This window comes from Burkholderia sp. MSMB0856 (assembly GCF_001524645.2).
Lineage (GTDB): Bacteria > Pseudomonadota > Gammaproteobacteria > Burkholderiales > Burkholderiaceae > Burkholderia > Burkholderia diffusa.
On record NZ_CP013428.1, the window covers coordinates 870,359 to 895,074 of the forward strand.

The 24,716-nt window shown below is 69.3% G+C and carries 23 protein-coding genes; 13 read left to right on the forward strand and 10 right to left on the reverse strand.

Annotation, left to right across the window (positions count from 1 at the left end; genetic code table 11):
• Window positions 1–43: 43 nt before the first annotated feature.
• The 3 genes from WS87_RS21595 to WS87_RS21605 form a co-directional block, all read right to left on the reverse strand.
• Window positions 44–1,066, reverse strand: coding sequence for an Ldh family oxidoreductase (locus WS87_RS21595; protein ID WP_059818909.1), 1,023 nt, complete (start codon window positions 1,064–1,066; stop codon window positions 44–46).
• Window positions 1,059–2,651: an aldehyde dehydrogenase (NADP(+)) gene (locus WS87_RS21600; protein ID WP_059818910.1), complete on the reverse strand. Its 1,593-nt coding sequence runs from the start codon at window positions 2,649–2,651 to the stop codon at window positions 1,059–1,061. The genes WS87_RS21595 and WS87_RS21600 overlap by 8 nt, the downstream gene beginning before the upstream one ends.
• Before the next feature lie 69 nt (window positions 2,652–2,720).
• Complete coding sequence (locus tag WS87_RS21605; RefSeq protein WP_059818911.1) at window positions 2,721–4,346, reverse strand: APC family permease; 1,626 nt, start codon at window positions 4,344–4,346, stop codon at window positions 2,721–2,723.
• A 604-nt stretch (window positions 4,347–4,950) separates the two neighbouring features.
• Here WS87_RS21605 and WS87_RS21615 point away from each other — a divergent pair.
• From WS87_RS21615 to WS87_RS21630, 4 genes are read left to right on the forward strand one after another with little or no spacing between them, the layout of a single operon-like run.
• Complete coding sequence (locus WS87_RS21615; protein ID WP_059607857.1) at window positions 4,951–5,883, forward strand: 4-hydroxyproline epimerase; 933 nt, start codon at window positions 4,951–4,953, stop codon at window positions 5,881–5,883.
• Entirely contained in the window at window positions 5,880–7,007 is a 1,128-nt protein-coding gene (locus WS87_RS21620; protein WP_059818913.1) for an NAD(P)/FAD-dependent oxidoreductase, read from the forward strand. Before WS87_RS21615 ends, WS87_RS21620 begins: the two co-directional genes overlap by 4 nt.
• Window positions 7,004–7,237: a 2Fe-2S iron-sulfur cluster-binding protein gene (locus tag WS87_RS21625; RefSeq protein WP_011658575.1), complete on the forward strand. Its 234-nt coding sequence runs from the start codon at window positions 7,004–7,006 to the stop codon at window positions 7,235–7,237. The genes WS87_RS21620 and WS87_RS21625 overlap by 4 nt, the downstream gene beginning before the upstream one ends.
• Window positions 7,234–8,502 carry an NAD(P)/FAD-dependent oxidoreductase gene (locus tag WS87_RS21630; protein WP_059818914.1) on the forward strand — a complete coding sequence of 423 codons (1,269 nt, stop codon included), beginning with the start codon at window positions 7,234–7,236 and terminating at the stop codon, window positions 8,500–8,502. The genes WS87_RS21625 and WS87_RS21630 overlap by 4 nt, the downstream gene beginning before the upstream one ends.
• A 46-nt stretch (window positions 8,503–8,548) precedes the next feature.
• Here WS87_RS21630 and WS87_RS21635 read toward each other — a convergent pair whose 3' ends face one another.
• Entirely contained in the window at window positions 8,549–9,493 is a 945-nt protein-coding gene (locus WS87_RS21635; RefSeq protein WP_059689902.1) for a LysR substrate-binding domain-containing protein, read from the reverse strand.
• Window positions 9,494–9,657: 164 nt separating this feature from the next.
• Between WS87_RS21635 and gtdA the strand changes: the two genes are divergently transcribed.
• The 8 genes from gtdA (at window position 9,658) to WS87_RS21675 (ending at window position 16,163) form a co-directional block, all read left to right on the forward strand.
• The gene (gene gtdA / locus WS87_RS21640; RefSeq protein WP_059818915.1) at window positions 9,658–10,704 is read left to right on the forward strand and encodes a gentisate 1,2-dioxygenase; all 1,047 of its coding nucleotides are present in this window, start codon (window positions 9,658–9,660) and stop codon (window positions 10,702–10,704) included.
• Window positions 10,705–10,803: 99 nt separating this feature from the next.
• Window positions 10,804–11,502: a fumarylacetoacetate hydrolase family protein gene (locus tag WS87_RS21645; RefSeq protein WP_059525029.1), complete on the forward strand. Its 699-nt coding sequence runs from the start codon at window positions 10,804–10,806 to the stop codon at window positions 11,500–11,502.
• A gap of 34 nt (window positions 11,503–11,536) precedes the next feature.
• Window positions 11,537–12,178, forward strand: a complete 642-nt coding sequence (gene maiA / locus WS87_RS21650; protein ID WP_059818916.1) for a maleylacetoacetate isomerase — start codon at window positions 11,537–11,539, stop codon at window positions 12,176–12,178.
• Between the two features lie 19 nt (window positions 12,179–12,197).
• Entirely contained in the window at window positions 12,198–13,406 is a 1,209-nt protein-coding gene (locus WS87_RS21655) for a 3-hydroxybenzoate 6-monooxygenase (RefSeq protein WP_059819638.1), read from the forward strand.
• A gap of 76 nt (window positions 13,407–13,482) precedes the next feature.
• On the forward strand, window positions 13,483–14,844 hold the full coding sequence (locus WS87_RS21660; RefSeq protein ID WP_059818917.1) for an MFS transporter: 1,362 nt from the start codon (window positions 13,483–13,485) through the stop codon (window positions 14,842–14,844).
• A 120-nt stretch (window positions 14,845–14,964) separates the two neighbouring features.
• On the forward strand, window positions 14,965–15,315 hold the full coding sequence (locus WS87_RS21665; RefSeq protein ID WP_059525037.1) for an ArsR/SmtB family transcription factor: 351 nt from the start codon (window positions 14,965–14,967) through the stop codon (window positions 15,313–15,315).
• Complete coding sequence (locus tag WS87_RS21670; RefSeq protein ID WP_059818918.1) at window positions 15,305–15,739, forward strand: YeeE/YedE family protein; 435 nt, start codon at window positions 15,305–15,307, stop codon at window positions 15,737–15,739. Before WS87_RS21665 ends, WS87_RS21670 begins: the two co-directional genes overlap by 11 nt.
• A gap of 1 nt (window position 15,740) precedes the next feature.
• Entirely contained in the window at window positions 15,741–16,163 is a 423-nt protein-coding gene (locus tag WS87_RS21675) for a DUF6691 family protein (RefSeq protein ID WP_059818919.1), read from the forward strand.
• Window positions 16,164–16,358: 195 nt separating this feature from the next.
• On the opposite strand, the gene WS87_RS21680 is transcribed toward WS87_RS21675, so the two are convergent.
• The 3 genes from WS87_RS21680 to WS87_RS21690 form a co-directional block, all read right to left on the reverse strand.
• Window positions 16,359–16,634: a hypothetical protein gene (locus tag WS87_RS21680; protein ID WP_057928306.1), complete on the reverse strand. Its 276-nt coding sequence runs from the start codon at window positions 16,632–16,634 to the stop codon at window positions 16,359–16,361.
• Between the two features lie 98 nt (window positions 16,635–16,732).
• Window positions 16,733–18,013 (reverse strand): cytochrome-c peroxidase, encoded by a 1,281-nt coding sequence (locus tag WS87_RS21685; protein ID WP_236873268.1) that lies wholly within the window; start codon window positions 18,011–18,013, stop codon window positions 16,733–16,735.
• Window positions 18,014–18,231: 218 nt separating this feature from the next.
• Complete coding sequence (locus tag WS87_RS21690; protein ID WP_059818920.1) at window positions 18,232–19,695, reverse strand: metallophosphoesterase family protein; 1,464 nt, start codon at window positions 19,693–19,695, stop codon at window positions 18,232–18,234.
• A 181-nt stretch (window positions 19,696–19,876) separates the two neighbouring features.
• Here WS87_RS21690 and WS87_RS21695 point away from each other — a divergent pair, with 181 nt between their 5' ends.
• On the forward strand, window positions 19,877–20,725 hold the full coding sequence (locus tag WS87_RS21695; protein ID WP_059818921.1) for a class I SAM-dependent methyltransferase: 849 nt from the start codon (window positions 19,877–19,879) through the stop codon (window positions 20,723–20,725).
• A 90-nt stretch (window positions 20,726–20,815) separates the two neighbouring features.
• On the opposite strand, the gene WS87_RS21700 is transcribed toward WS87_RS21695, so the two are convergent.
• The 3 genes from WS87_RS21700 to WS87_RS21710 all read right to left on the reverse strand — a co-directional run bounded on the left by WS87_RS21700 (window position 20,816) and on the right by WS87_RS21710 (window position 24,678).
• On the reverse strand, window positions 20,816–21,127 hold the full coding sequence (locus WS87_RS21700) for a hypothetical protein (protein ID WP_059700134.1): 312 nt from the start codon (window positions 21,125–21,127) through the stop codon (window positions 20,816–20,818).
• A 58-nt stretch (window positions 21,128–21,185) separates the two neighbouring features.
• Window positions 21,186–23,207 (reverse strand): BCCT family transporter, encoded by a 2,022-nt coding sequence (locus WS87_RS21705; protein ID WP_059818922.1) that lies wholly within the window; start codon window positions 23,205–23,207, stop codon window positions 21,186–21,188.
• 283 nt (window positions 23,208–23,490) lie between these two features.
• Window positions 23,491–24,678, reverse strand: coding sequence for a porin (locus tag WS87_RS21710; protein WP_059818923.1), 1,188 nt, complete (start codon window positions 24,676–24,678; stop codon window positions 23,491–23,493).
• Between the last annotated feature and the right edge of the window lie 38 nt (window positions 24,679–24,716).

The window sequence follows — 24,716 nt, forward strand, 5'->3', positions numbered from 1 at the left end:
CGCCCGTCCTGCCGGCGATGAAGCCGCGCCTGGCGATCGCGCGTCAGTCGAGCAGCGTCAGGATTTCGTCGTACAGCGCCTTCGGAATCCGCACGCCGTGCGCAATGCTGCGCGCGCGAGCGTCGAAGCGCCGCTGCGACGGCAGCCGCGCGCCTTGCCCGGTGATCGACGCGAACATCCGCTCGCCGCGCGCGAGGCCCGCGTCGAGATCGTCGCCGAGGAACACTTTCGGGTCGAATGCGATCACGAGCTCGCCGTGGCACGGCGTCGCGCCGACGCCTTCGTCGAAGTCCATCGATTCCTGACTCGTCATGTCGCCGATCAGCGCGCCGCCGAGCAGTTCGACCATCGCCGCGAGCGCCGAGCCCTTGTGCCCGCCGAACGTGCGCATCGCGCCGTGCAGCGCGGCCTTCGGATCGGTGGTCGGCTGGCCGTCGGCGTCGATCGCCCAGTGCGGCGGGATCGCCTTGCCCTGTTTCGCGTGCAGCTCGATGTCGCCGCGCGCGATCGCGCTCGTCGCGAAGTCGAACACGAACGGCACGCCGTCCGGGCGCGGCCACGCGAACGCGATCGGGTTCGTGCCGAACACCGGCTCGCGGCCGCCTTCCGGCGCGACCCAGCTGTGGCTCGGGTTCATCGCGATGCCGACCAGCCCCTCGGCGGCGATCGCCTCGACCTCGGGCCACAGCGCCGAAAAGTGGTAGCAGTGGTTGATCGCCATCGCGGCGATCCCGTGCTGCTTCGCCATCTCGACGAGCGCCGGCAGGCCGGTTTCGAAGCTCAGCAGCGAGAAGCCGCGATGCGCGTCGACCGCGACGATCGACGACGACAGCCGGCGCAGCGTCGGCACGGCTTGCGGGTCGACCTTGCCCTTCTTCAGCGAGCGCACGCACACGAGCAGCCGATACACGCCGTGCGAGTGGCACTCGTCGCGCTGGCCCTGCGTGATCACGCCCGCGATCGCCCGCGCGTGCGCATCGGACAGCCCATGGTGCGTCAGCACCCGCAGCGCGAGCGCATGGACCTCATCGAGCGACAGGACGACTTTGGCGAGCGGCTCAGACATCGCGCGCTTCCCGGGGCGCCGGCACGCCGTCGATGCGTTGCGGCACGTTCAGCGGGTTGCGGTTGCGGATGGCGTCGGGCAGCAGCGCGTCCGGCACGTCCTGGTACGACACGGGGCGCAGGAAACGCTCGATCGCGCGTGCGCCGACCGACGTCGTGCGCGTGTCGGACGTGGCCGGGAACGGACCGCCGTGCACCATCGCATGACCGACCTCGACGCCCGTGCCGAAGCCGTTGACGAGAATGCGGCCGGCCTTGCGTTCGAGCGTCGGGCGCAGCGCGGCGAACAGCGCGGCGTCGCCGTCGGCGAGATGCGCGGCGATCGTCAGTTGCCCTTCGAGCGACTTCAGCACGCGATGCAGCGTGTCGGCATCCTGGCAGCGCACGATCAGCGATGCCGGACCGAACACTTCGTCACGCAGTTCGGGATGGGCGATGAATGCGTCCGCCGAGGTCGCGAACAGCGCCGCGCGCGCCTGGAAGCGACCGCCTTCCACGCCTTGCGCGAGCAGTTCGACCGCGTCGTGCGCGCGCAGGGTGGCCACGCCTTGCGCATAGCTCGCGTGGATGTGCGGCGTCAGCATCGTCTGCGCGACGGTCGCCTGCACGGCGGTGGCCGCCGCGGCTTCGAACGCGCGCAGCGCGGGGCCGTCGACGGCGAGCACGAGGCCCGGATTGGTGCAGAACTGGCCGGCGCCGAGGGCGAGCGATGCGACGAACTGCGGCGCGATCGCGTCGTGGCGCGCGTCGAGCGCGGCCGGGAACAGCAGCACCGGGTTGATCGAGCTCATTTCCGCATAGACCGGAATCGGCTCGTGGCGCGCGGCCGCGATGTTCATCAGCGCCACGCCGCCACGGCGCGAGCCGGTGAAGCCGACGGCCTTGATGCGCGGATCGGCGACGAGCGCCTGGCCGATTTCGCGCGACGCGTCGAACAGCAGCGAGAACACGCCGGCCGGCAGCCCGCATTCGCGCACGGCCTGCTGGATCGCACGGCCGACGAGCTCGGACGTGCCCGGATGCGCGGAGTGCGCCTTGACGATCACCGGGCAGCCGGCGGCGAGTGCCGACGCGGTGTCGCCACCCGCGACCGAGAACGCGAGCGGGAAATTCGACGCGCCGAATACGGCGACCGGCCCGATCGCGACGTTGCGCAGGCGCAGGTCGACGCGCGGCAGCGGCTTGCGGTCCGGGCGGGCCGGATCGATGCGCGCATCGACGTAACCGCCGTCGCGCACGAGCGACGCGAACAGCGCGAGCTGCCCGACCGTGCGGCCGCGTTCGCCTTCGATGCGTGCGCGCGGCAGGCCCGTTTCGGTGACGCAGCGCTCGATCAGGTCGTCGCCGAGCGCCAGGATGTTGCGGCCGATCGCATCGAGAAACGCCGCGCGTTGCTCGGGGCTCGTCTCGCGATACGTGTCGAAGGCTTCGTCGGCGAGCGCGCAGGCCGTCTCCAGGTCGTGCAGGCTCGCGCCGCCGAATGCGGGTTCGAGCGGTTCGCCGGTCGCGGCGGCGATCGCGTGAAGGGTGCCGTTCTGTCCGGCGATGGCCGACTGGCCGATCAGGAGCTGACCTGTGAGTTGCATGGGTTTTCCTCGGAAAATGCGGGGCCGGGCGTGGGCGCCCGGCCGGAGTGAAAAGGGGAAAGCGGTGTGTCAGTCTTCGTCGTCGTCGAGTTGCAGCTTGTCGGAACGGATGCCGGTATTGGCGCCCCAGTAGTAGATGACGAGCGCGACGGCCGCGACGACGACCGTGTCGTACGGATGCGCGAGCTGGCCCGTGCCGCCGAAGCCGCCGAAGTAGGACAGCACGATCATGGCCGCGTAGAACGCGATCAGCCACGCGGACGAACGCACCTGCTCGGCGAGGCTCAGGTGCGCGGTCGGCACCCAGCGGCGGCATGCGAGATAGATCACGAACATGACGATCTGCAGGCCGAGCAGCCAGGACACCGTGCCCCAGCCCGACCAGTAGACGATCAGCGCGGCGATCACGAACGATGCGGGGCCGGTGATGCCGAACGCCACCGCGCGGAACGGCCGCGGCAGGCCGGGCGCGGTGCGGCGCAGCGCGGCGACCGACACGGGCGCGACCGCGTAGCTCAGCACCAGCGCGGCCGACACGATGTTGATCAGCGCTTCCCACGACGGGAACGGCATGGTCCAGAAGATCGCGAGGCCGAACGTGAGCCACAGGCCCGCACGCGGGATGCCCGATGCCTCGTCGACGCGCGTGAACACCTTGAAGAACGTGCCCGTCTTCGCCCAGCCGTAGACGACGCGCGGCGTCGCGTTCATGTAGATGTTGCCGCAGCCGCTCGGCGAGATCATCGCGTCGGCGACCACCATCACCGCGAGCCAGCCCACGCCGAGCGCGAGCGCGATGTCGCGGTACGGCAGCGAGAAGGCCTTGCTCACGTCGTGCCAGCCGGCGGCCAGCATGTCGGTCGGGATGCTGCCGATGAACGCGAGCTGCAGCAGCACGTAGATCAGCGTGGACAGCAGGATCGACAGGATCAGCGCGATCGGGATCGTGCGCTGCGGGTTGCGCACTTCGCTCGCCACCGACACGATCGGCGTGAGGCCGAGATACGCGAAGATGATGCCGCCGGCCGACACGGCCATCTCGATGCCCGGCATGCCGAACGGCGCGAAACCGTGCGCGGTGAGGTTGGCGGGCTTGAAGAACGTGAACAGCACCGCGATCACCGACAGCGGCACGATGAACTTGAAGATGCTGATGATGTTGTTCGCCTTCGCGAACGTCTTCACGCTCGAATAGTTCAGGTAAAAGAAGAAGCACAGCAGCGCGGCCTGCACGAGCCAGCCGATCGTCGTCGGGTCGCTCGATCCGGCCTTGGTGAGGCTGGGGAACCACGCGGCCGCATACTGGCGCGCGGCGACCACTTCGATCGCGATCAGGCTCGAGAACGCGATCAGCGTGATGAAGCCCATCAGGTAGCCGAGCAACGGGCCGTGCGAGAACACCGGGTAGCGGACCACGCCGCCCGCGCGCGGCAGCGCGGCGCCGAGCTCGCAGTAGACGATCCCGAGCAGCAGCACCGCGAAGCCGCCGAGCAGCCACGAGAAGATGCCGGCCGGGCCGGCGATCGTCGACACGTGACTCGCGGCGAACAGCCACCCCGAACCGAAGATCGCACCGAGGCCGATGAACGTCAGGTCGGTCAGCGACAGCTGCTTCTTGAACTTGCCGTGACCGCCGTCGGCGGGCACGGAACGGGAAAGCGGGACGGACGGGTGTGTGTTGCCTTGACCTGGCATGGGTTTGTCTCCTGGGAAATATCGGGGCAGGTGCGGCCTGCGCCGCGCTCTGGGGCGCAGCAGGCGCAACGCCTGCCGGCCGGCGTGCGACCGGTTCGAACGACCGCGAGGGCCGGGGCCCGCTCGAGTGCGGCACGGGCAGGCGCTGCGGCGAACGGGCCCGTGCCGGCCATGCCGGACACGGAAGTGGCGATGCGACGGGGGGAGGCCGCCGCACCGCCGGGGGAAATCGGTCAGCGGTTCGCGCGGTTCCGTTCGGCGCGGTGCGCGGCGTCGAAAGCGATGGAAGCGTCCGGTACGAACCGGTGGCTGAGGGCGGGGAAAACTCCGGTCCGCTGGATGGCGTTTCGGCTCACTGCAATCTCCTGCTTCGTATCGGTCGACGACAGGCGCGTCGACGTGCAACCAGTATCGCCGTGCAAACACCCATCACGCTTGAGCCGTATCGCGGAGCAAAATGACGAAATCGGCACAGTGGCCGCAAGGGCCGCGACACGCGTTCCGCACTATGCCGATTTCGTCGTCGTCCTCATCGAAAAGCCACAAGCGGACGGACGCGCGACGGAGGAAGCTATGCTCCTTTCCCCACTTCGAACGGCTCATGATGAAGCGCATCCAGATCATCGATTCGCACACGGGCGGCGAACCCACGCGGCTCGTCGTGTCCGGTTTTCCCTCGCTCGGCAACGGCACGATGGCCGAGCGCCGCGACGTGCTCGCGCGCGAGCACGATCGCTATCGCACCGCGTGCATTCTCGAGCCGCGCGGCAGCGACGTGCTGGTCGGCGCGCTGCTGTGCGAACCCGTGTCGCCGGAGGCGGCGGCCGGCGTGATCTTCTTCAACAACAGCGGTTACCTCGGCATGTGCGGGCACGGCACGATTGGCGTGGTGCGCACGCTGCATCACATGGGCCGCATCGAGCCGGGCGTGCACCAGATCGAAACGCCGGTCGGCACCGTCGAGGCGACGCTGCACGACGACCTGTCGGTCAGCGTGCGCAACGTGCTCGCGTACCGCCATGCGAAGGCCGTCGACGTCGATGTGCCCGGTTACGGTCCCGTGAAGGGCGACATCGCGTGGGGCGGCAACTGGTTCTTCCTGATCAGCGATCACGGCCAGCGCGTGGCCGGCGACAACGTGGCGGCGCTGACCGCCTATTCGTCCGCGGTGCGTGCCGGGCTCGAACGCGCGGGCATCACCGGCGCGAACGGTGGCGAGATCGACCATATCGAACTGTTCGCGGACGATCCCGAGCACGACAGCCGCAGCTTCGTGCTGTGCCCGGGCCATGCGTACGACCGTTCCCCGTGCGGCACCGGCACGAGCGCGAAGCTCGCGTGCCTCGCGGCCGACGGCAAGCTCGAACCGGGCGTCGTGTGGCGGCAGGCGAGTGTGATCGGCAGCGTGTTCCAGGCGAGCTACGCGCAGGCCGACGGCGGCATCGTGCCGACGATTCGCGGCAGCGCCCACCTGAGCGCGGAAGCGACGCTGCTGATCGAGGAAGACGATCCGTTCGGCTGGGGCATCGTGTCGTGAGCGAGACCCGGACCGACGTCGTCGTGATCGGCGCCGGCATCGTCGGCGCGGCGTGCGCGCATGAACTCGCGCAGCGCGGGCTGCGCGTGCTCGTCGTCGACGACGCGAGCGGCGGCGCGACCGGCGCCGGCATGGGGCACCTCGTCGCGATGGACGACAACGCGGCGGAGCTCGCGCTGAGCCATTATTCGATCGAATTGTGGCGCGCGCTCGCCGGCGAGATGCCGGAAGGCTGCGCGTACCGCAACTGCGGCACGCTGTGGCTCGCGGCCGACGCGCACGAAATGGATCTCGCGCGCACCAAGCAGGCGACGCTCGCCGCGCACGGCGTGGCGGGCGAGCTGATCGACGCGGCGACGCTCGCGCGGCTGGAGCCGATGCTGCGCGCGGGCCTCGGCGGCGCGCTGAAGATCCCCGGCGACGCGATTCTCTATGCGCCCGTCGCCGCGAGCTGGCTGTTGCAGCGCGCGCCGGGCATCACGTTGCGGCGCGATCGTGCGGTGGCGGTCGACGGTCCGAGCGTGACGCTCGCGAGCGGCGACACGCTGCGTGCGGAGCGCGTGGTCGTCGCGAACGGCGTCGCCGCGCGCACGCTGTTGCCTGAATTGCCATTGCGCCCGAAGAAGGGCCACCTGCTGATCACCGATCGTTACCCGGGCCAGGTGTCGCACCAGCTCGTCGAACTCGGCTATGCGGCGAGCGCGCACGCAAGCGACGGCACGTCGGTCGCGTTCAACGTGCAGCCGCGGCCCACCGGCCAGCTGCTGATCGGCTCGTCGCGCCAGTTCGACACCGAGGACGCGCGCGTCGAGCCGCCGGTTCTCGCGCGCATGCTGCGCCGCGCGGCCGGCTACCTGCCGGATCTGGCCGACCTGAACGGAATTCGCGCATGGACGGGCTTCCGTTCCGCGAGCCCGGACGGCCTGCCGCTGCTCGGCGAACATCCGGCGCGGCCGGGCGTATGGCTCGCGGTCGGGCACGAAGGGCTCGGCGTGACGACCGCGCCGGGCAGCGCGCGGCTCGTCGCCGCGTTGATGACCGGCGAACGGCCGCCCATCGACATCGAACCGTATTTGCCGGGACGATTTCTGACGACGTCCCCCGTAGCCGGAGCGCTGACATGATCATTCATCTGGACGGCCGCGCGCTGACGGTGGCCGACGGCGCGACCGTCGCGGCCGCCGTCGCGGCGAGCGGCGACGACACGACGCGCGTGTCGTGCACGGGTGCGGCGCGCGCGCCGTTTTGCGGTATGGGTATCTGCCAGGAGTGCAGGATGACGATCGACGGCCGCCGTCGTCTGGCTTGCCAGACGCTGTGCCGCGACGGGATGCGGGTGGAGCGCACGCGATGAAACAGGAACGACTCAGCGTCGACGTCGCCATCGTCGGCGCGGGCCCGGCCGGATTGTCGGCCGCGCAGGCCGCCGCACGAAGCGGTGCGACGATCGCGATCGTCGACGACAACCCGCGCGCGGGCGGGCAGATCTGGCGCCAGGCGGCGGCCGCGACGCCGGTGCCGGCCGCGGCGGAACGCCTTGCCGTGCTGCGTCGGCCGAACGTCACGCATCTGGCGGCCACGCGCATCGTCGCCGAGACGCAGCCGGGCACGTTGCTGCTGGAGGACGACGAGCGCGGGTTCCTGCTGGAATTCCGCACGCTGATCGTGTGCTGCGGCGCGCGCGAGCTGCTGCTGCCGTTTCCCGGCTGGACGCTGCCGGGCGTCACCGGCGCGGGCGGCCTGCAGGCGCTGATCAAGTACGGTCTCGACGTGCGCGGGCAGCGCACCGTGATCGCCGGCAGCGGCCCGCTGCTGCTCGCGAGCGCGGCGACGGCCCGGCAGGCCGGTGCGCAGGTGTCGCACGTGCTCGAACAGGCTGCGTGGGGCGATGTCGCCGGTTTCGGCGCGGGGCTGTGGCGCTGGCCGTCGAAACTCGCGCAGGCCGCGAAACTCGTCACGGCGGCTTATCGGCCCGGCGCACACGTCGTCGAAGCGTTCGGCGACAAGCGGCTCGAACGCGTGCGGATCCGGCAGGGCGAGCGTGAATTCGAGGTCGACTGCGACCGGCTCGCATGCGGCTTCGGCCTCGTGCCGAACACCGTGCTGCCGAGCCATCTCGGCTGCCGGATCGAGAACGGCGCGGTCGTGGTCGACGCGCACCAGCGCACGAGCCGCGACGGCTGTTTCGCGGCGGGCGAGTGCACGGGTGTCGGCGGCAGCGAACTGGCGATGGTCGAAGGCGAGATTGCCGGCTGCGCGGCCACCGGGCAGACGGCGCCGCTGGCCGGGCTGATTGCGCAGCGCGCGCGCTGGCAGGCATTCGCGGACGCGGTGCGCGAACGCTTCGCGATCCGCGAGCCGATCCGCCGGCTCGCGCGGCCCGATACGCTGCTGTGCCGTTGTGAGGATGTGCGCTTCGACGCGGTCGCGCCGGCGCCCGGCTGGACGGCCGCGAAGCTGCAGACGCGCTGCGGGATGGGGGCATGCCAGGGCCGCGTGTGCGGTGCGGCCGCGCAGGCGCTGTTCGGCTGGACGCCGTCGGTGCCGCGCACGCCGCTCGTGCCCGCGCGGGTCGGCACGCTGATGCTGGACGACACGGCGTCCTGCGACGGCGCCTGACGCGCCAAGGCGAGGCGGCCCGGTTCGCAGCGGGCCGCCTCGCCGTTCATTCCGTCTTCACTTTCTCCCATCCGCCCACCTGCGGCGCCGCGCAGGCACGCAGGCACTCGATCGCGGCGGCCACGGCCGCGCGATTCGCGCTGTCCGGATGCCAGTACATCGACACCGCGCCCTGGCCCTCGAGCCGCATCGGCAGGATGCGGATCGCGTTCAATTGCTCGAAGCGCCGCGCGGCACGATGTGACGCGACGCCGAGCAGGTCGGTGTTGTTCAGCAGCGTGAGGTTCAGGATCGACGAATTCGATTCGACGCAATGCGGCGGCTGTACGCGGCCGGCGGCCGTCAGCGCGACTTGCAGCGCGTTGTGCACGGGTGTGCCGGACGGCCAGACGATCCACGAGTGGGCCAGCACCTCGTCCCAGCCGACGGAGGCCGCGCCGACGAGCGGATGATCGGGCCGCGCGACGAACACCACCGGATCGACGTACAGCGCTTCGGCGTGCAGGTGTGGATCGACGGACGCGGAGCCCGAGCGGCCGACGACGATGTCGAGTTCGCCGCGCGCGAGTTGCGGCATCAGCTGGTTCATCGTGCTCTCGGTGAGCCGCACCTGTGCGCGCGGCATCCGCTTCAGCAACTGCGACACCGCGAGCGGCACGGTATCGGCCGCCGCGACGCCCGACGTGCCGATCGTGACCAGGCCGCTGCCGCCTTCGCGCAGCGCGGCCATGTCGTCGCGCGCGACGTCGAGCTGCGCCTCCACGCGGCGCGCGTGCTCGATCAGCGCATCGCCGTAAGCCGTCGGCCGCAGGCCGCGCGCGTGCCGCTCGAACAGCGGTAGCCCGACATCCTCTTCCAGTTCCTTCAGCCATTTCGACAGCGCGGGCTGGGTGGTCGCCAGCGCCGTCGCCGACTGGCTCAGGTTGCCCGTGCTGGCCAGGCTCAGCAGCACCTGGAGGTGCCGCAATCGCAGCCGGTAGGTCCAGTCCATCGCGTGCTCCGTGTCGGAAGGTATATCCGAAATAATATGGATTAGATGATTTCGCCATTTTACCGGGTATGTCTGCGTCGAATATAAATGCGCTAACGGACTGAAGCACGCGGTCCCCGACCCGACACAGCGCCGACCGCGATCGGCCGCCCCAAGGAGACATCATGACCAGCCGACACCCGGATACGTCGCGCGCCGACTACTACGCACGGATCGCCGAACAGCGCCTCGCGCCGTTGTGGGAGTCGCTGCACAACCTCGTGCCGAAAGCGCCGCAGCCGGCCGCGCAGGCCGCGATCTGGAAGTACGCGCAGGTGCGTGACCTGGTGATGCAGGCCGGCGGCGTGATCAGCGCGGAAGAAGCCGTGCGCCGCGTGCTGGTGCTGGAGAACCCGGGGCTGCCCGGCAAGTCGAGCATGACGCCGAGCCTGTATGCGGGCCTGCAGCTGATCCTGCCGGGCGAGATCGCGCCGAGCCACCGGCATACGCAGTCGGCATTGCGTTTCATCGTCGAGGGCAAGGGCGCGTGGACCGCGGTGAACGGCGAGCGCACGACGATGCATCCGGGCGACTTCATCATCACGCCGTCGTGGGCGTGGCACGACCACGGCAACCCGTCGGCGGAAGACGGCGGCGAGCCGGTCGTATGGCTCGACGGGCTCGACATCCCGCTGGTCGGGTACCTCGACGCGGGCTTCGCGGAGAACTATCCGGAAGCCGAGCAGCCCGTCAGCCGCGCGGAAGGCGATAGCTTCGCGCGCTTCGGCCACAACATGGTGCCGGTGCGCCACCGCGCAAGCGATCCGACGTCGCCGGTGTTCAGCTATCCGTACGCGCGCACCCGCGAGGCCCTCGACGCGCTGTACCGCAACGGCGAGCTCGACGCGTGGGACGGCGTGAAGCTGCGCTACGTGAATCCCGCGACGGGCGGCTGGCCGATGCCGACGATCGCGACCTTCATGCAGTTCCTGCCAGCCGGCTTCGACGGCCGCACTTACCGAAGCACCGACGCGACGATCTACTGCGTCGTCGAAGGCAGCGGCACCGCGCACATCGGCGGCGACACGTTCGCATTCGAGCCGCACGACATCTTCGTCGCGCCGTCGTGGGCGCCGGTCCGGCTGTCGGCGTCGTCCGACAGCGTGCTGTTCAGCTATTCCGACCGGCCGGTGCTGTCCGCGCTGAACCTGCTGCGCGAAGCGCGCGACTGACGCCGCCGGTTGGCCCGATTTTCCCGATTTCCCCGATTCGTCCAGTGCGCCGTCGAGGCGGCGCGCGTTCCTTCCTTCATGCCTACGCTGGAGCCGTTCATGACTTACGTTTTCCCGCCCGAAGCGCCGGTGGCGCTTCCCGTCGCCGGCAGCGACGCCCGCTTCGCGGTTCGTCGCGTGTACTGCGTCGGCCGCAACTACGCGGCCCATGCGCGCGAGATGGGCTTCGATCCCGATCGCGAACCGCCGTTCTTCTTCTGCAAGCCGGCCGACTCGATCGTGCCGGTCGCCTACGGCGAAACGCTCGATTTGGCGTATCCGTCACAGACGCAGAACTACCACTACGAAGCTGAACTCGTCGCGGTGATCGGCAAGGGCGGTTCCGACATTCCGCTCGAGCGCGCGCTCGAGCACGTGTGGGGTTATGCGGTCGGCCTCGACATGACACGCCGCGACCTGCAGATGAAGATGCGCGAGATGGGCCGGCCGTGGGAAATCGGCAAGGCGTTCGACCGTTCCGCGCCGATCGGCCCCGTGCATCCGGCGAGCGAGGTCGGTCATGTCGAGCAGGCCGGCCTGTGGCTGACCGTCAACGGCGCGACGAAGCAGAAGAGCGACGTGTCGCACCTGATCTGGTCGGTCGCGGAAACGGTGGCCGACCTGTCGAAGTTCTTTCGCCTCGAACCGGGCGACGTGATCTTCACCGGCACGCCGGAAGGTGTCGGCGCGGTGGTCAAGGGCGACGTGATGAAGGTCGGCGTCGAGCGTCTCGGCGAACTGGCCGTGCGCGTGGTCTGACGCGCGTTCTTCGATTTCCTCGAAAGGTCACATCGTGCAACTGCATAGCTTCTTCAACAGTTCGACATCCTATCGGGTGCGCATTGCGCTCGCGCTGAAAGGGTTGCCGTTCGACACGCTGCCCGTGAACATCCGCACGGGCGAGCACCGCGAGGCCGGCTACGTCGCGCGGGTGAATCCGTCGGCGTCGGTGCCGGCGCTGGTCGATGGCGATTTCCGTCTCGGCCAGTCGCTCGCGATCATCGATTACCTCGACCAGATTCATCCGGCGCCGCGGCTGATTCCGCTGGAACCGCGGCAGCGCGCACGTGTGCTGGAACTCGCGACGCTGATCGCGTGCGACATCCATCCGGTCAACAACCTGCGCGTGCTGCGCTACCTCGACAGCGAACTGCAGGTCACGCCGCTGCAGAAGAATGCGTGGTACCGGCACTGGATCGCGGAAGGTATGGCCGGCGTCGAGCGCCTGCTCGCGCGCGCGGATACGGGCCCGTGGTGTTTCGGCGAGGCGCCGACGCTCGCCGACGTGTGCCTCGTGCCGCAGGTCGCGAACGCGCTGCGGATGGATTGCGACCTGAGCGCATATCCGCGCAGCCTCGCGGTGCATGAACACGCGCGACGCGAGCCGGCGTTCGAGGCGGCGCAGCCGCAGCGGCAACCGGACTACGTCGCGTAACACGAAGGAGGAGACGGACATGGACGAGACAAACAATACAGGCCGACGCGTACTCGTGATCGGCGGCGGCATCGGCGGGCTCGCGACGGCGCTGGCGCTCGCGCGCCAGGGCATTCGCGTGAAGCTGCTCGAACAGGCCGCGCAAATCGGCGAGATCGGCGCGGGCATCCAGCTCGCCGCGAACGCGTTCAATGCGCTCGACGCGCTGGGTGTCGGCGAGGCCGCGCGCGGCCGCGCGGTGTTCACCGACCGGCTGCAACTGATGGATGCGGTCGATGCGCGGGAAGTCGCGTGCATCGATACGGGCGCCGCGTATCGCGAACGCTTCGGCAACCCGTATGCGGTGATCCATCGCGCGGACATCCATCTGTCGATCTACGAGGCGGTCAAGGATCATCCGCTGATCGAATTCCGGACCAGCACGCAAGTGTGCGGGTTCGAGCAGGATGGCAACGGCGTGACCGTGATCGATCAGCACGGCGAACGTTATCGCGCCGACGCGGTAATCGGCTGCGACGGCGTGAAGTCCGCGATCCGGCAGGCGCTGATCGGCGATGCGCATCGCGTGACGGGGCACGTCGTGTACCGCGCGGTCGTCGACGTCGACAACATGCCGAAGAACCTGCAGATCAATGCGCCGGTCGTGTGGGCCGGCCCGCATTGCCATCTCGTCCACTATCCGCTGCGCGGCGGACGGCAATACAACCTCGTCGTCACGTTTCACAGCCGCGAGCAGGAAACCTGGGGCGTGCGCGACGGCAGCAAGGAGGAAGTGCTGTCGTACTTCGACGGCATTCATCCGCTGCCGAAACAGATGCTCGACCGGCCGACGTCGTGGAAGCGCTGGGCGACCGCCGATCGCGACCCGGTCGAGCGCTGGAGCGCGGGCCGCGCGACGGTGCTCGGCGACGCCGCCCATCCGATGACGCAATACATCGCGCAGGGCGCGTGCCAGGCGCTCGAGGATGCGGTGACGCTCGGCGCGGCCGTCGCGCGGACCGACGGCGACTTCGAGGCCGCGTTCGCGCTGTACGAACGCGTGCGGATTCCGCGCACCGCGCGCGTGCTGTATTCGGCGCGCGAGATGGGGCGGATCTATCACGCGAAGGGCGTCGAGCGGCAGGTGCGCAACGCGCTGTGGGTCGGACGCACGCAGGCGCAGTTCTATGACGCGCTCGACTGGCTGCACGGCTGGCGCGCGGAGCATTGCCTGAAGACCGTCGACTGACGCGCTTCAGCCCGGATCCGGCTGCGCGCGTTCCAACGACATCGCGCGCGACCGCCTTCATGGAGGAGACATCATCATGGCCAATACGCTGTCCATCGACGTCAGCGCATGGATCGACCGGCATCGCGTTGCGCCGTTTCAGGCCGCGATCGTCGTACTGTGCTTCCTGATCGTCGCGATCGACGGTTTCGACACGGCATCGATCGGATTCATCGCTCCCGTCATTCGCGCGGAATGGGGGCTGTCGCCCGCGCAGCTCGCGCCGGTATTCGGCGCGGGGCTCGCCGGGCTGATGGCCGGCGCGCTCGTGTTCGGGCCGTTCGGCGACCGGTTCGGCCGCAAGCGCCTGCTGCTCGCCTGTGTCGCGTGCTTCGGCATCGCGAGTGCGGCGTCGGCGACTGCGGGCGGCTTGACCGAACTGATCGCGTGGCGCTTCGTGACGGGCCTCGGGCTCGGCGGCGCGATGCCGAACGCGATCACGCTGACGTCCGAGTATTGCCCCGCGCGACGGCGCTCGCTGCTCGTCACGACGATGTTCTGCGGCTTCACGATCGGCTCGGCGCTCGGTGGCCTCGCGGCCGCGTCGCTGATCGAACGCGACGGCTGGCGTGCGGTGCTCGTCGTCGGCGGGGCCGCGCCGCTGCTGCTCCTGCCGGTGCTGGCGTGGCGACTGCCGGAATCGGTGCGCTATCTCGTCAACACCGGCGCGTCGCGCGAGCGGATCGTGGCGATGCTCACGCGCATTGCACCGGACCCGGATCTCGCGCACGCGTCGTTCGTCGCGCCGCGCGGCAAGCCGGCCGGGTCGCCGCTCGGCCGCCTGTTCGCTGCCGACCTGCTGCGCGGCACGCTGCTGCTGTGGCTGACGTTCTTCATGAGCCTGCTCGTCATCTACCTGCTGTCGAGCTGGCTGCCGACGTTGTTGCGCACGACCGGCGTGACGCTGCAGACGGCCGCGCGCGTGACCGCGATGTTCCAGGTCGGCGGCACGCTCGGCGCGATCGTGCTCGGCTGGCTGATGGACCGCTTCGATCCGCATCGCGTGCTCGCGTGCAGCTATGCGGCGGCGGGCGTGTTCGTCGCGGCGATCGGGGTGCTGGCCGCGTCGCCGGCGGGCGCGGCACTGGCCGTGTTCGCGGCCGGCTTCTGCGTGTCCGGCTCGCAGGTCGGCGCGAACGCGCTGTCGGCCGCGTTCTATCCGACCGAATGCCGAACCACGGGTGTGAGCTGGGCGAACGGGATCGGCCGCGGCGGGTCCGTCGTCGGCTCGATGGCGGGCGGCGCGATGCTCGCGATGGGGTTGCCGTTGTCGACCGCGTTCGCATTCGTCGCGGTGCCGTGTGTAATTGCCGGGGGCGCGGTGCTGGTGCTTGGCGCGGTGCGGGCCGGCGCGAAGCGCGCGGTGGCGGCCGAGGCGATTGCCGGCGAGCAGGCGTAGCGGAGGCAGGAGGCGACCATTGCCGATGGCGCCGTCTTCCGATGGCACCGAACGAAAGCAGGAATCTACATTATATGAATGTATATAATGTAGATTCTTTAATCGTTTGCGGTCCCCCTCATGAACGCCGACCCTTCCACCGGGCTGCCCGAGCCCGACCAGATGCGCGCCGCCGCCGAATCGGCATGCGCGCTGCTCAAGGTGCTGTCCAATCCCGACCGGTTGCTGCTGCTCTGCGAGCTGTCGCAGGGCGAACGCTGCGTGAGCGATCTCGAGGCGCGGCTGGATATCCGCCAGCCGACGCTGTCGCAGCAGCTCGGCGTGTTGCGGGACAACGCATTGGTCCGCACGCGCCGTGAAGGCAAGAACATCCACTATTCGCTCGACAGCCCGGCCGTGATCGCGGTGATGGGCGTGCTGTACGAACAGTTCTGCGGCACGGCCGCAAAGGGGACCCGCCATGCAGCTTGATGTGCTTCATTTCACGCCGTGGCTGTCGCTTGCCGGCGGTGTGCTGATCGGGCTGGCGGCCGCGTGGCTCGTTGCGTTCAACGGGCGGATCGCCGGGATTAGCGGCATCGTCGGCGGCTTGTTCACGGCCGGTGCCGCCGAGCGCGACTGGCGTGCCGCATTCGTCGCCGGGCTGATTGCCGCGCCGCTGATGATGCATATCGCCGGTGTCGCCGCGGCGCCGCAGGTCGATGCGGGCTGGGGCGAGTTGCTGGCGGCCGGCCTCCTGGTCGGGATCGGTACGCGCTATGCGGGCGGATGCACGAGCGGTCACGGCGTCTGCGGGCTGTCGCGTGGCGCGGCGCGATCGATCGTCGCGACGACGGTGTTCATGGTCGCGGGTTTTGCGACCGTATTCGTGCGACGGCACGTGATCGGAGGCTGACATGCAGGCAGGATTCGCGTTTCTGGCGGGGCTGCTGTTCGGCGCCGGCCTCATCGTGTCGGGGATGGCCAACCCGCAGAAGGTGCTCGGCTTTCTCGACCTGGCAGGCCGCTGGGACCCGTCGCTCGCGTTCGTGATGGCCGGCGCGATCGGCGTTGCCGTGTTCGCGTTCGCCTGGGCGAAGCGTCGGACGCGGTCGTTGCTCGGCTTGCCGATCCAGTGGCCGGCCGTGCGGACGATTACCGTACGCCTCGTCGCAGGGAGCGCCGTATTCGGCATCGGCTGGGGGCTTGCCGGGTTCTGCCCGGGGCCGGCGATCGTGTCGATCGGACTCGGGTCGGCCAAGGGCATCGCGTTCGTCGTCGCGATGCTGATCGGGATGGCGTTGTTCGAGTGGATCGAGCACGCGCGGAAGGGGCGGTAGCTGGGTGACGTTGCTGCGGCCGAAGTTGTCGGGTCGGGCGCGTTCGATCGCCACCTGCACCGGTTTCGCGAGCAACTGCGCGTGCAGCGCGATGTGACGATCGATGCGATCGCGCGCCATTTTCCGGCCGGCACACCGCGTTTACCCCGGACGGCCGCTGCGCGGCGATGCGCCGACGATACGATTTCGGCGATTTCATCGGCTGACCGCATGCGCGGCGAGATGCTGACGGATCAGCGACAGGTAGCGATCGCCAACCGAGAAGTCGCGTGCGGCACGCGGCCGCTCGGCCTGGCGCAGCGTGGCCGGCGCGCTCATGCCCAGATACCGGCATACCGCCGACGGGAAGGGCTTGCGTGTATGCCCGAGCTGGCGCGCCGCGCGCTCGACGCGGGCGTCGCCGACCTGCGCACGCAGCCATGCCAGCACTTGGCGATCGGTGTCGTTGACGATACGGACCAGATGTTCCATCGCGCACCTCACTGTTCATAAATACAGTACTGTAAATATAACCAGTATATGAGGAGGCCGCAAGCGGGCGCGCATGCGCCTGGCCGTTCGGCCAGGGTTCAGCGCACCGGCGAAGGTGGGCGGGCGGCTGGCGATCCGGTCATCCGGGCGGCAGGCGCGGCGGGCGGGACGAGGTTCGCGTAGCGCGCGTCGGTCAGCGTGCCGAGAAACGCGACGATGTCGTCGATTTCCGCGTCGGTCAGTGCGGGCGGCGTGCCCGGCCGGCGGTTCATCGGCGTCGAATTGACGTTGATGTTGCCGCGATAGGCGGCCGGCACGTCGTCGAAGGTCCTGGCGCCGTGATACCAGCGGGCCGGGTCGGTCGAGCGCGTGTTGTAGAACGCGACCGCGTCGCGCAGCGTCGTGAACACGCCGTTGTGCATGAACGTCTGCTTGACCGCGACGTTGCGCAGTCCCGGCGTGCGCAGGTAGCCGCACCATTGCGTCGGCTCGGGCCAGCGCAGCCGTGTGGCCGTGTCGCACAGGCCGTTGTCGAAATGGCGCGGATCGCGGTTCGCGGGCAGCGCGCGGTTGCGCGGCACCGCGATCGCGTCGTAGCCGAAATCGGTGAAGAGCGAGCGCTCCGGCCGGCTCGACGTCTCCGACAGCGTATGGCAACTCATGCAGTTGCCCTTGTCGGGATTGCGGAACAGCGTCAGGCCGCGCATCTCGGCCGCCGCGAGCGGCTTGCGCGTGCGCAGGTACGCGTCGAAGCGCGACGTGAACGGCGCCATGTCGTCGCTCTGCAGATAGGCCTCGACGGCCGAGCCCAGCGCGCGCACCAGTTGCTCGGGGTCGCGCCGCACCGATGCGCCGAAGCGCGCGGCGAGATCGTCCGCCAGTTCGGTGCGGTCGACCTTGCGCAGCAGCGCGGCCGGCGACCGGTTGTTCATCTCGTTCGGATCGAACAACGGCCCGCGGATCTGTTCGGCGAGCGTGTCCGCGCGGCCGTCGCTGAAGAGGCCGCCGAACGGCGACGGCGCGGGGGCGTCGTCGTCCTGATAGAAGTGGCGGCGCGGCACGTAGCGCACGTAAAGCAGCGACGGCGCGTTGCGCAGGCTGAAGCGTCCGTGGCGGCTGCCTTCCGGCACGCCCGGCCCCGCGAGCGAAGCGGCCGACAATGTCGGCGCGAACGCGCGCCCCGGATCGTGGCAGCCCGCGCACGACATACCGCGCGGCTCGGATAGCCGCGGATCGAAGAAGATCCGGCGGCCCAGCGCGACGAGCGTCGGGTCCGGAGCGAAACGGGCGGCCGCCGCGTCGACCTTGTCGGTCACCTGCGGCGTGCCGTTGCCGATCGTGCCGACGACGCGCGACGGCGGCGCGCCGGGGAGCAGCATCGCCTCGGACGGCGCGGCATGGGCCGCGAACGCCGTACCGGCGAGGAGGGCGGTGGCAAGTACGCGCACAGTCCGGCCGCTGCCGGCGGCCGGAACCGAACCGGAAACCCGACGCTCGGCAGCGGTCACCGACGAAACCGTCCGCCTCCGCGAGCCGGCCATCCGTCGCCGGCGGCCGGTCGAATCCATCAAATCGTCACTCAATCGAACTGCGTCACTCACGGCGCGATGAACCCCGTCTTGTCGCATGCGAGCGTGTTGCCCGACTGGTCGCACGACGCGAGCAGCTTGCCTGCCGCCGAATACGCATGGAACACCCAGCCCGTCGCCGGTGCCGCGCGTCGCTCCATGATCAGGAAACCGAAGCTGTTGTTGTGCGACAGCCGCTCGATCACGGCGCCCGGCGCGGGCGTCAGGCCGGCCGGGAATGGATCGGGCAGCGCGACGTCGAGGTTGTCACCGCCGTTGCCGGACACGATCGTCGCCGGATGCCCGGACGAGAAGTTGATCGCCTGGAAGTCGTGCACGTGCCCGTGCAGCGCGACGTGGATGCCGGGCGGGTAGTACGCCTGCGCGTTCAGGCTCGCCATCACCGACTGCAGCGCGAGGTTGCCCGGCGCGGGCGTGCTGCCGGCGATCGGCGCGAACGCGAGGATCGGATGGTGGTTCGTGAAGATCGTCGTCGACATGCCGGCTTTCGACGCGAGCGCCGCGACCGTCTGGAACTGCTTCTGATAGATGCGGAACTGCGCGTCGGTCGTCTTCAGCGGATTGCGGCCGACCTTCGCGGTGTCGAACACGATCACTTGCGTGCCGCCGCCGAGCGACACCGCATAGGGATCAGAGTAGTTCGCGTCGTCGTCGTTGGCCGGATCGTCGCACGCACGGGCCGCCGAATACGGGTGCGGATCGAGGAAGCGGTACCAGCCCTGGCCGGCCCGCGCGCATTCCTCGTGGTTGCCGCGCACGACGACCCACGGCGCCTTCGCGAACAGCGGCGCGGCCGGGCGGAACAGGTCGGCCTGCCACGCATCCCAGCCGTAGCCCCACGGGCTGTCCTTGCAGCCGGCGATGTCGGGCGGGCAAGCGTTTTCGCGATAGTGATAGTCGCCGACGTGCAGCACGAGGTCTGGCGACAGCTTCGCGACGCTCGCCGCGATCGTGTCGAACGGCCAGACCGTCGCGTCGTTGCACGCTTGCCATGCGTTGTCGGCCTTCTTCATTCGGCAGCCGGTGTCGGCGATGATCGCGATGCGCTGCGGCTGCGCCTTCGGCAGCGGCAGCGCGCGGCCCGCGACGCTTGCCGTCTGGGCATCGGCCGGCAGTGTCGCTTCGCAGACCGACACCGGGAAGCTCGACGGTTTCGAGTCGGCCGGCGCGCTCGCCGTCGGCCGTTGCGCGACGGTCGCGGCGCCGGCGCGCAGCGTCATGCGCGACAGCTTGCCGTCGACGGACAGCTGCGGACACAGTGGATCGCTCGCGGACGCAGGGTTGTAGTTCGTGACCACGCGCGCGATCGCCTGGTTCGCATCGCCGATCTCGACCCACGCGGCCTGAACGTTGATCGCGGCACTGGCCGGGTCGGCGGGCGTATCGATGTGATTCGAACACGCGGACAGCGCCGCGAGGGCAACAAGCGGAGCGCAGCGCACGAACAGCGCGCGGGAGAGGAGTCGTCGCATGGGAGGCACCGTAGGAAAGCCGTCAACGATACGGAACGCGAATGTAAGAAATGTGAAGGCACGGAGGCGACGGCCGATGCGGCGCGCGAGTCGTACCGCGTTCGCGGCCTTGACCTCAAGCCGGCTTGAAGCAGCATAGTCCGGATCACGGTCAACGATGCGGACAAACGGAGAATCGACGATGGAAGGAAACCGGACAAACGAAGCGCAGTCTGCGCTGTGGAACGGCCCGTCGGGGCTGGCATGGGTCGACACGCAGCGCTCGCTCGACCGGATGTTCGAGCCGTTCGAGGCATTGCTCGCGGATGGGGCGGTGGCGGCGTCCGCGAGCAGCGTGCTCGACGTCGGCTGCGGCACCGGCGCGGTGACGCTCGCGATCGCACGGCGCCTTGGCGCGCACGCGCACTGTACAGGCCTGGATATTTCGGCGCAGATGCTTGCCGCCGCACGGGCTCGTGCCGAACGCGAGGGCGTTGACGCCGACTTCGTGCATGCCGATGCGCAGACGCATGCGTTCGCGCCGGGGAGGTTCGACCTGATCGTGTCGCGCTTCGGCGTGATGTTCTTCGACGATCCGGTGCAGGCCTTCGCGAACCTGCGGCACGCGGCGCGCCCGAACGCGCGTTTGCGATTCGTTGCATGGCGCGGCGCCGCCGACAATCCGTTCATGACGACGGCTGAGCGTGTCGCGGCGCCATTGCTGCCGGCCTTGCCGGCGCGGCAGCCGGGGGCGCCGGGACAATTTGCGTTCGGCGACCGGCAACGGATCGCGTCGGTATTGTCGGACAGCGGCTGGGCCGACATCGCGATCGAGCCGATCGATATCGCGTGCGCGTTGCCGGCGTCCGCGCTGGACGACTACATCGCGCGACTCGGACCGGTCGGGCTCGCGCTTCGTCAGGTGGACGACGCGCCGCGCCGGCGTGTGATCGATACGGTTCGCGCTGCGTTCGAGCGCTACGTGGAGGGCGCGGACGTGCGCTTCGACGCGGCGTGCTGGCTCGTCACCGCGCGGGCGCCGTCTGCATGATGCATCAGGAAAATGGCGGCAGCCCGTTGTTCGGCATGTGTGCTGCCGTTCATGCGTGAAAGGGCCGCCGCGCCGTGCAAAAGGCAGGTGTCAGTCGCGCCTCGCCCGCAACATCAGCCAGGCGCAGCCTGCCGCCACGAGCGCGAGCCCCAGCAGCACCGCCTCGACGCCGAGTGCGAAACCGGGCGGCATCTCGCCGCTGTTCGGCATGGGCGACAGGTTGGCGGTGATCGCGATCGCGCCGCCGGCGAGCAGCGCGATGCAGACGATCCAGTAAACCTTGCCGCGCGCGGCGGCGGTGCGGATCCGCCAAAGCGCGAGGCCGACGCCGCCGAGGTAAAGCACCGCGAGCGTCGCGAGCGCGATGAAGTCGCCGGTGCGATCGTTCAGGAGGCCGCTCATGGCACGGCTCCGTCGGGCGCCGCGCGTCGGCTCGACGACAGGAACGCAGCGGTCGGGTTCATTCGGCCTCCGTTGCGTGTCCCGGCGCGCGGCTCAGCAGATGCGTACGCTGGTCGGCCGCGAGCGAGACGTAGCGTTCGTATTGACGCAGGACATCGGCGATCAGTTCGTCGCCGCGCAGATACTCGACGTCGTAGCCGAGCCGGCCGTCCTCGAAGAACGTGACGATGCCGTACACGTGCGGACGCTCGGTTTCCGGCTCGGCCGCTTCGCGTACCAGGAAGGCCGCCGCGGATTTCGCCGTCACGCGCGCGCCGTAGACGAAATCGCGGTGTTCCGCGGTCGGCACGGTCAGCCGCACTGCATCGTCGCTGTCGCGCTGCACGTGTGCGTCGACGCCGCCTGAACGCAGCTCGTCGGCGACTTTGCGCAGCGCGGGCTCGACGGTTTCCGCGACGAACTGGCGCGCGTCGGACTCGGTCGTCTGCCGCAGGATATGCGTCAGGCGATGGCGCCAGTGCTGGCCGGTCCAGAAGCTCGTCGCGGGCGCGACGTCCTGCGAATAGTGCGCGCGATCGGCCGCGAGCCCGCGCCACAGCCCGTAACACAGCGCGAGCATGATCAAGGCGACCGGCAATGCGGCGATCAACGTCATCGCCTGCAGCGCGCCGAGCCCGCCCGCGACCAGCAGCACGGCCGCCGTCACGCCCAGCAGCGCAGCCCAGAACAGCCGCTGCCAGACCGGCGAATGCGCGGCGCCGCGCGTTGCGATCTGGTCGATCACGAATGCGCCGGAATCGGCGGACGTGACGAAGAACACCGCGATCAGCACGATCGCGACGATCGACAGCAACTGCGGCAGCGGCAGGAAATCGAAGAAACGGAACAGCAACGCATCGACGCTGCCGGCCGTCTGCGCGAGCGCGCCGGCCGCGCCGTGCGTGTCGAGCCAGATCGCGCTGTTGCCGAACACGGTCATCCACACGAGATTGAATGCGGTCGGCACGAGCAACACGCCGATCACGAACTGGCGGATCGTGCGGCCGCGCGAGATGCGCGCGATGAACATGCCGACGAACGGCGACCACGACACCCACCATGCCCAGTAGAGGATCGTCCAGCCGCCGAACCAGCCTTCCTCGCGCGGCGGCGCGTACGCATAGGTGCGGAACGACAGGTCGACGAGATTCGACAGGTACTGGCCGATGTTGTCGCCGAGCGCACGCAGCAGGAACGACGTCGGGCCCGCGACGACCACGAACGCGAGCAACAGGAACGCCAGCAGCAGGTTCAGCTCGGACAGCCGCCGCACGCCCTTGTCGAGACCGCTCGCGGCCGATGCGCCGGCCAGGATCACGACGATCACGACGAGCCCGATGCGGAACGCGTTGCCGCTCGTATCCCAGCCGGCGACCGTATGCAGGCCCGCGCTCAACTGCATCACGCCGTAGCCGAGCGTCGTCGCGATGCCCGCGACCGTGCCGACCAGCGCGAACGCGTCGACGGTGTGGCCGATCCAGCCGTTCACGCGTTCGCGCAGCACCGGATACAGCCCGGAGCGCAGCGTCAGCGGCAGGTTGTAGCGGAATCCGAAGTATGCGAGCACGAGCCCCATCAGCCCGTAGATCGCCCACGCATGGAAGCCCCAGTGGAAGAAAGTCATCAGCATCGCCTCGCGCGCGGCGGCCGGCGTGCCGGGGTCCACGGTCGGCGGCTTCAGGAAGTGCTGCATCGGCTCGCCGACGCCGAAGTACATGAGGCCGATGCCCATGCCCGCCGCGAACAGCATGGCCGTCCACGACAGGAAGCTGAATTCGGGCTCGGCGTCGTCGGGGCCGAGCCGGATGTTGCCGAAGTCGCTCGCCGCGATCAGCACGAGAAACACGAGGAACGTGGTGACGGCGAGCACGTAGAACCAGTCGAAGCGCGCGACGACCCATTGCTGGCCGGAGGAGAAGAGCGCGCCTGCTTCGGTCGGGAGCAGCGCGCACACGACGAGCAGTGCACCGATGACCGCGAGCGCGGGCAGCACGACCTGCGGCTTGAATGTCGTGCGGGGCGAGGAACGGGAATCTGGCATGGCTGGCATCCAGTTGTGGGCGCAACGAGGCGCGACGCCGCCCGGCGCGCGTGTCGCGCGTCGGACCCTGATACGGCGTGCGTCGAGTGTACCGCGGTGTCAGGACTGCAAGAAGGGATATGCAGCAGGGAAAACCTGACGAATTGTAAGGTATCGGGGCGATCGCGAAAACCCGCACGCTGCGCGCTGCGTGCGAAAGAGGCGGATGGCGAACGTCAAACCGGCGCCCCGGACGATGCCGGATCGTCCGGGGCGCAAGCAACGGAGGCGCGGCCGTACGGGTTCAGAACGTCACGGCGATCCCGGCCATGCCGACGAACTGGCCGTGCGTCGTCGACGGCGTGAGCTGCTGCGAATCGCCGACGATCGGCGCCGCGTCGACGATATGGCCGGCGCCCAGCGCGCCGAGCGTCCGTCCGCTCGAATGCGTATACGCCTGCAGCGCATACAGCGTCGTGCGCTTCGACAGGCTGTACGACTCCTTCAGCGAATATTGCTGGTAACGGGCCGCGTCCGACACGCCGTTCGCCTTCGACGCGAGCGTGTACGCGAACGCGCCGGCCACCGAGAACGTCGGCGTGAAGCGATATGCGGCGAGCGCGCCGTAGGTGTTGAACACGGCCGTGTCCGTGAACGCGGAGCCGTTGCCGGGCAGATACTTCACGTTCGAGTAGTTGAGGCCCATCGTCAGGTTCCCGAGCGTGTAGTTGCCGGCCGCCGCGACCTGCTCGACGGCCTTCGCGGTCAGGTAGCCCTGGTTCAGCACGGACACCGCGAAGCTGCCCGACGCGGCAGTCGCCGGATTCAGGAAGCCCGCCGACGAACCCGAGCTGTTGATGCGCAGGTAACCGGCCGCGATCCCGATCGGCCCGTTCGCATAGCGCAGCGCGGCGCTGAACGTGTTGCCTTTGCCGGTCGCGCCGGCGATGCCGCCGAACGCATACATCGCGCTCGCGGTCAGCCCGGACAAGGTCGGCGACGTATAGGTGACGGAGTTGTTGACGCGGATCGTCGTGTCGAGCCCGTCGATGTCGCCCGGATGCGCGCCCGTCGCGCCGGTCAGCCAGCTGCTCGCCGCGTACGGGCCGACCAGCAGGAAGTACGGCGTGTACTGGCGGCCGGCCGTCACCGTGCCGTAATGATCGTTGCGCAGCCCGACGAAGGCCTGGCGGTTGAAGATCGTGCCGGCGGCGGCCTGCGCGCCGGTGTTCAGGTTGAAGCCGGATTGCAGGTCGAAGATCGCGTGCGTGCCGCCGCCGAGATCCTCGTCGCCACGCAACCCGAACTTCGACGCATACAGGTTGCCGTCGCGCATGTACACGTTCGAGTGGCCTTGCTGGTTGTTCACGTACGCGAGCGAATCGTCGACCACGCCGTACAGCGTCACGCTGCTCTGCGCATGGGCGGCGGAAGCGCCGAGCGACGCGGCCGATAAAATCAGGATTGCAGAGTAGTGATGCGATGCTTTCATTGACGATCTCCAAGTCTCTTCAAGGGGGCGGGAGGCTG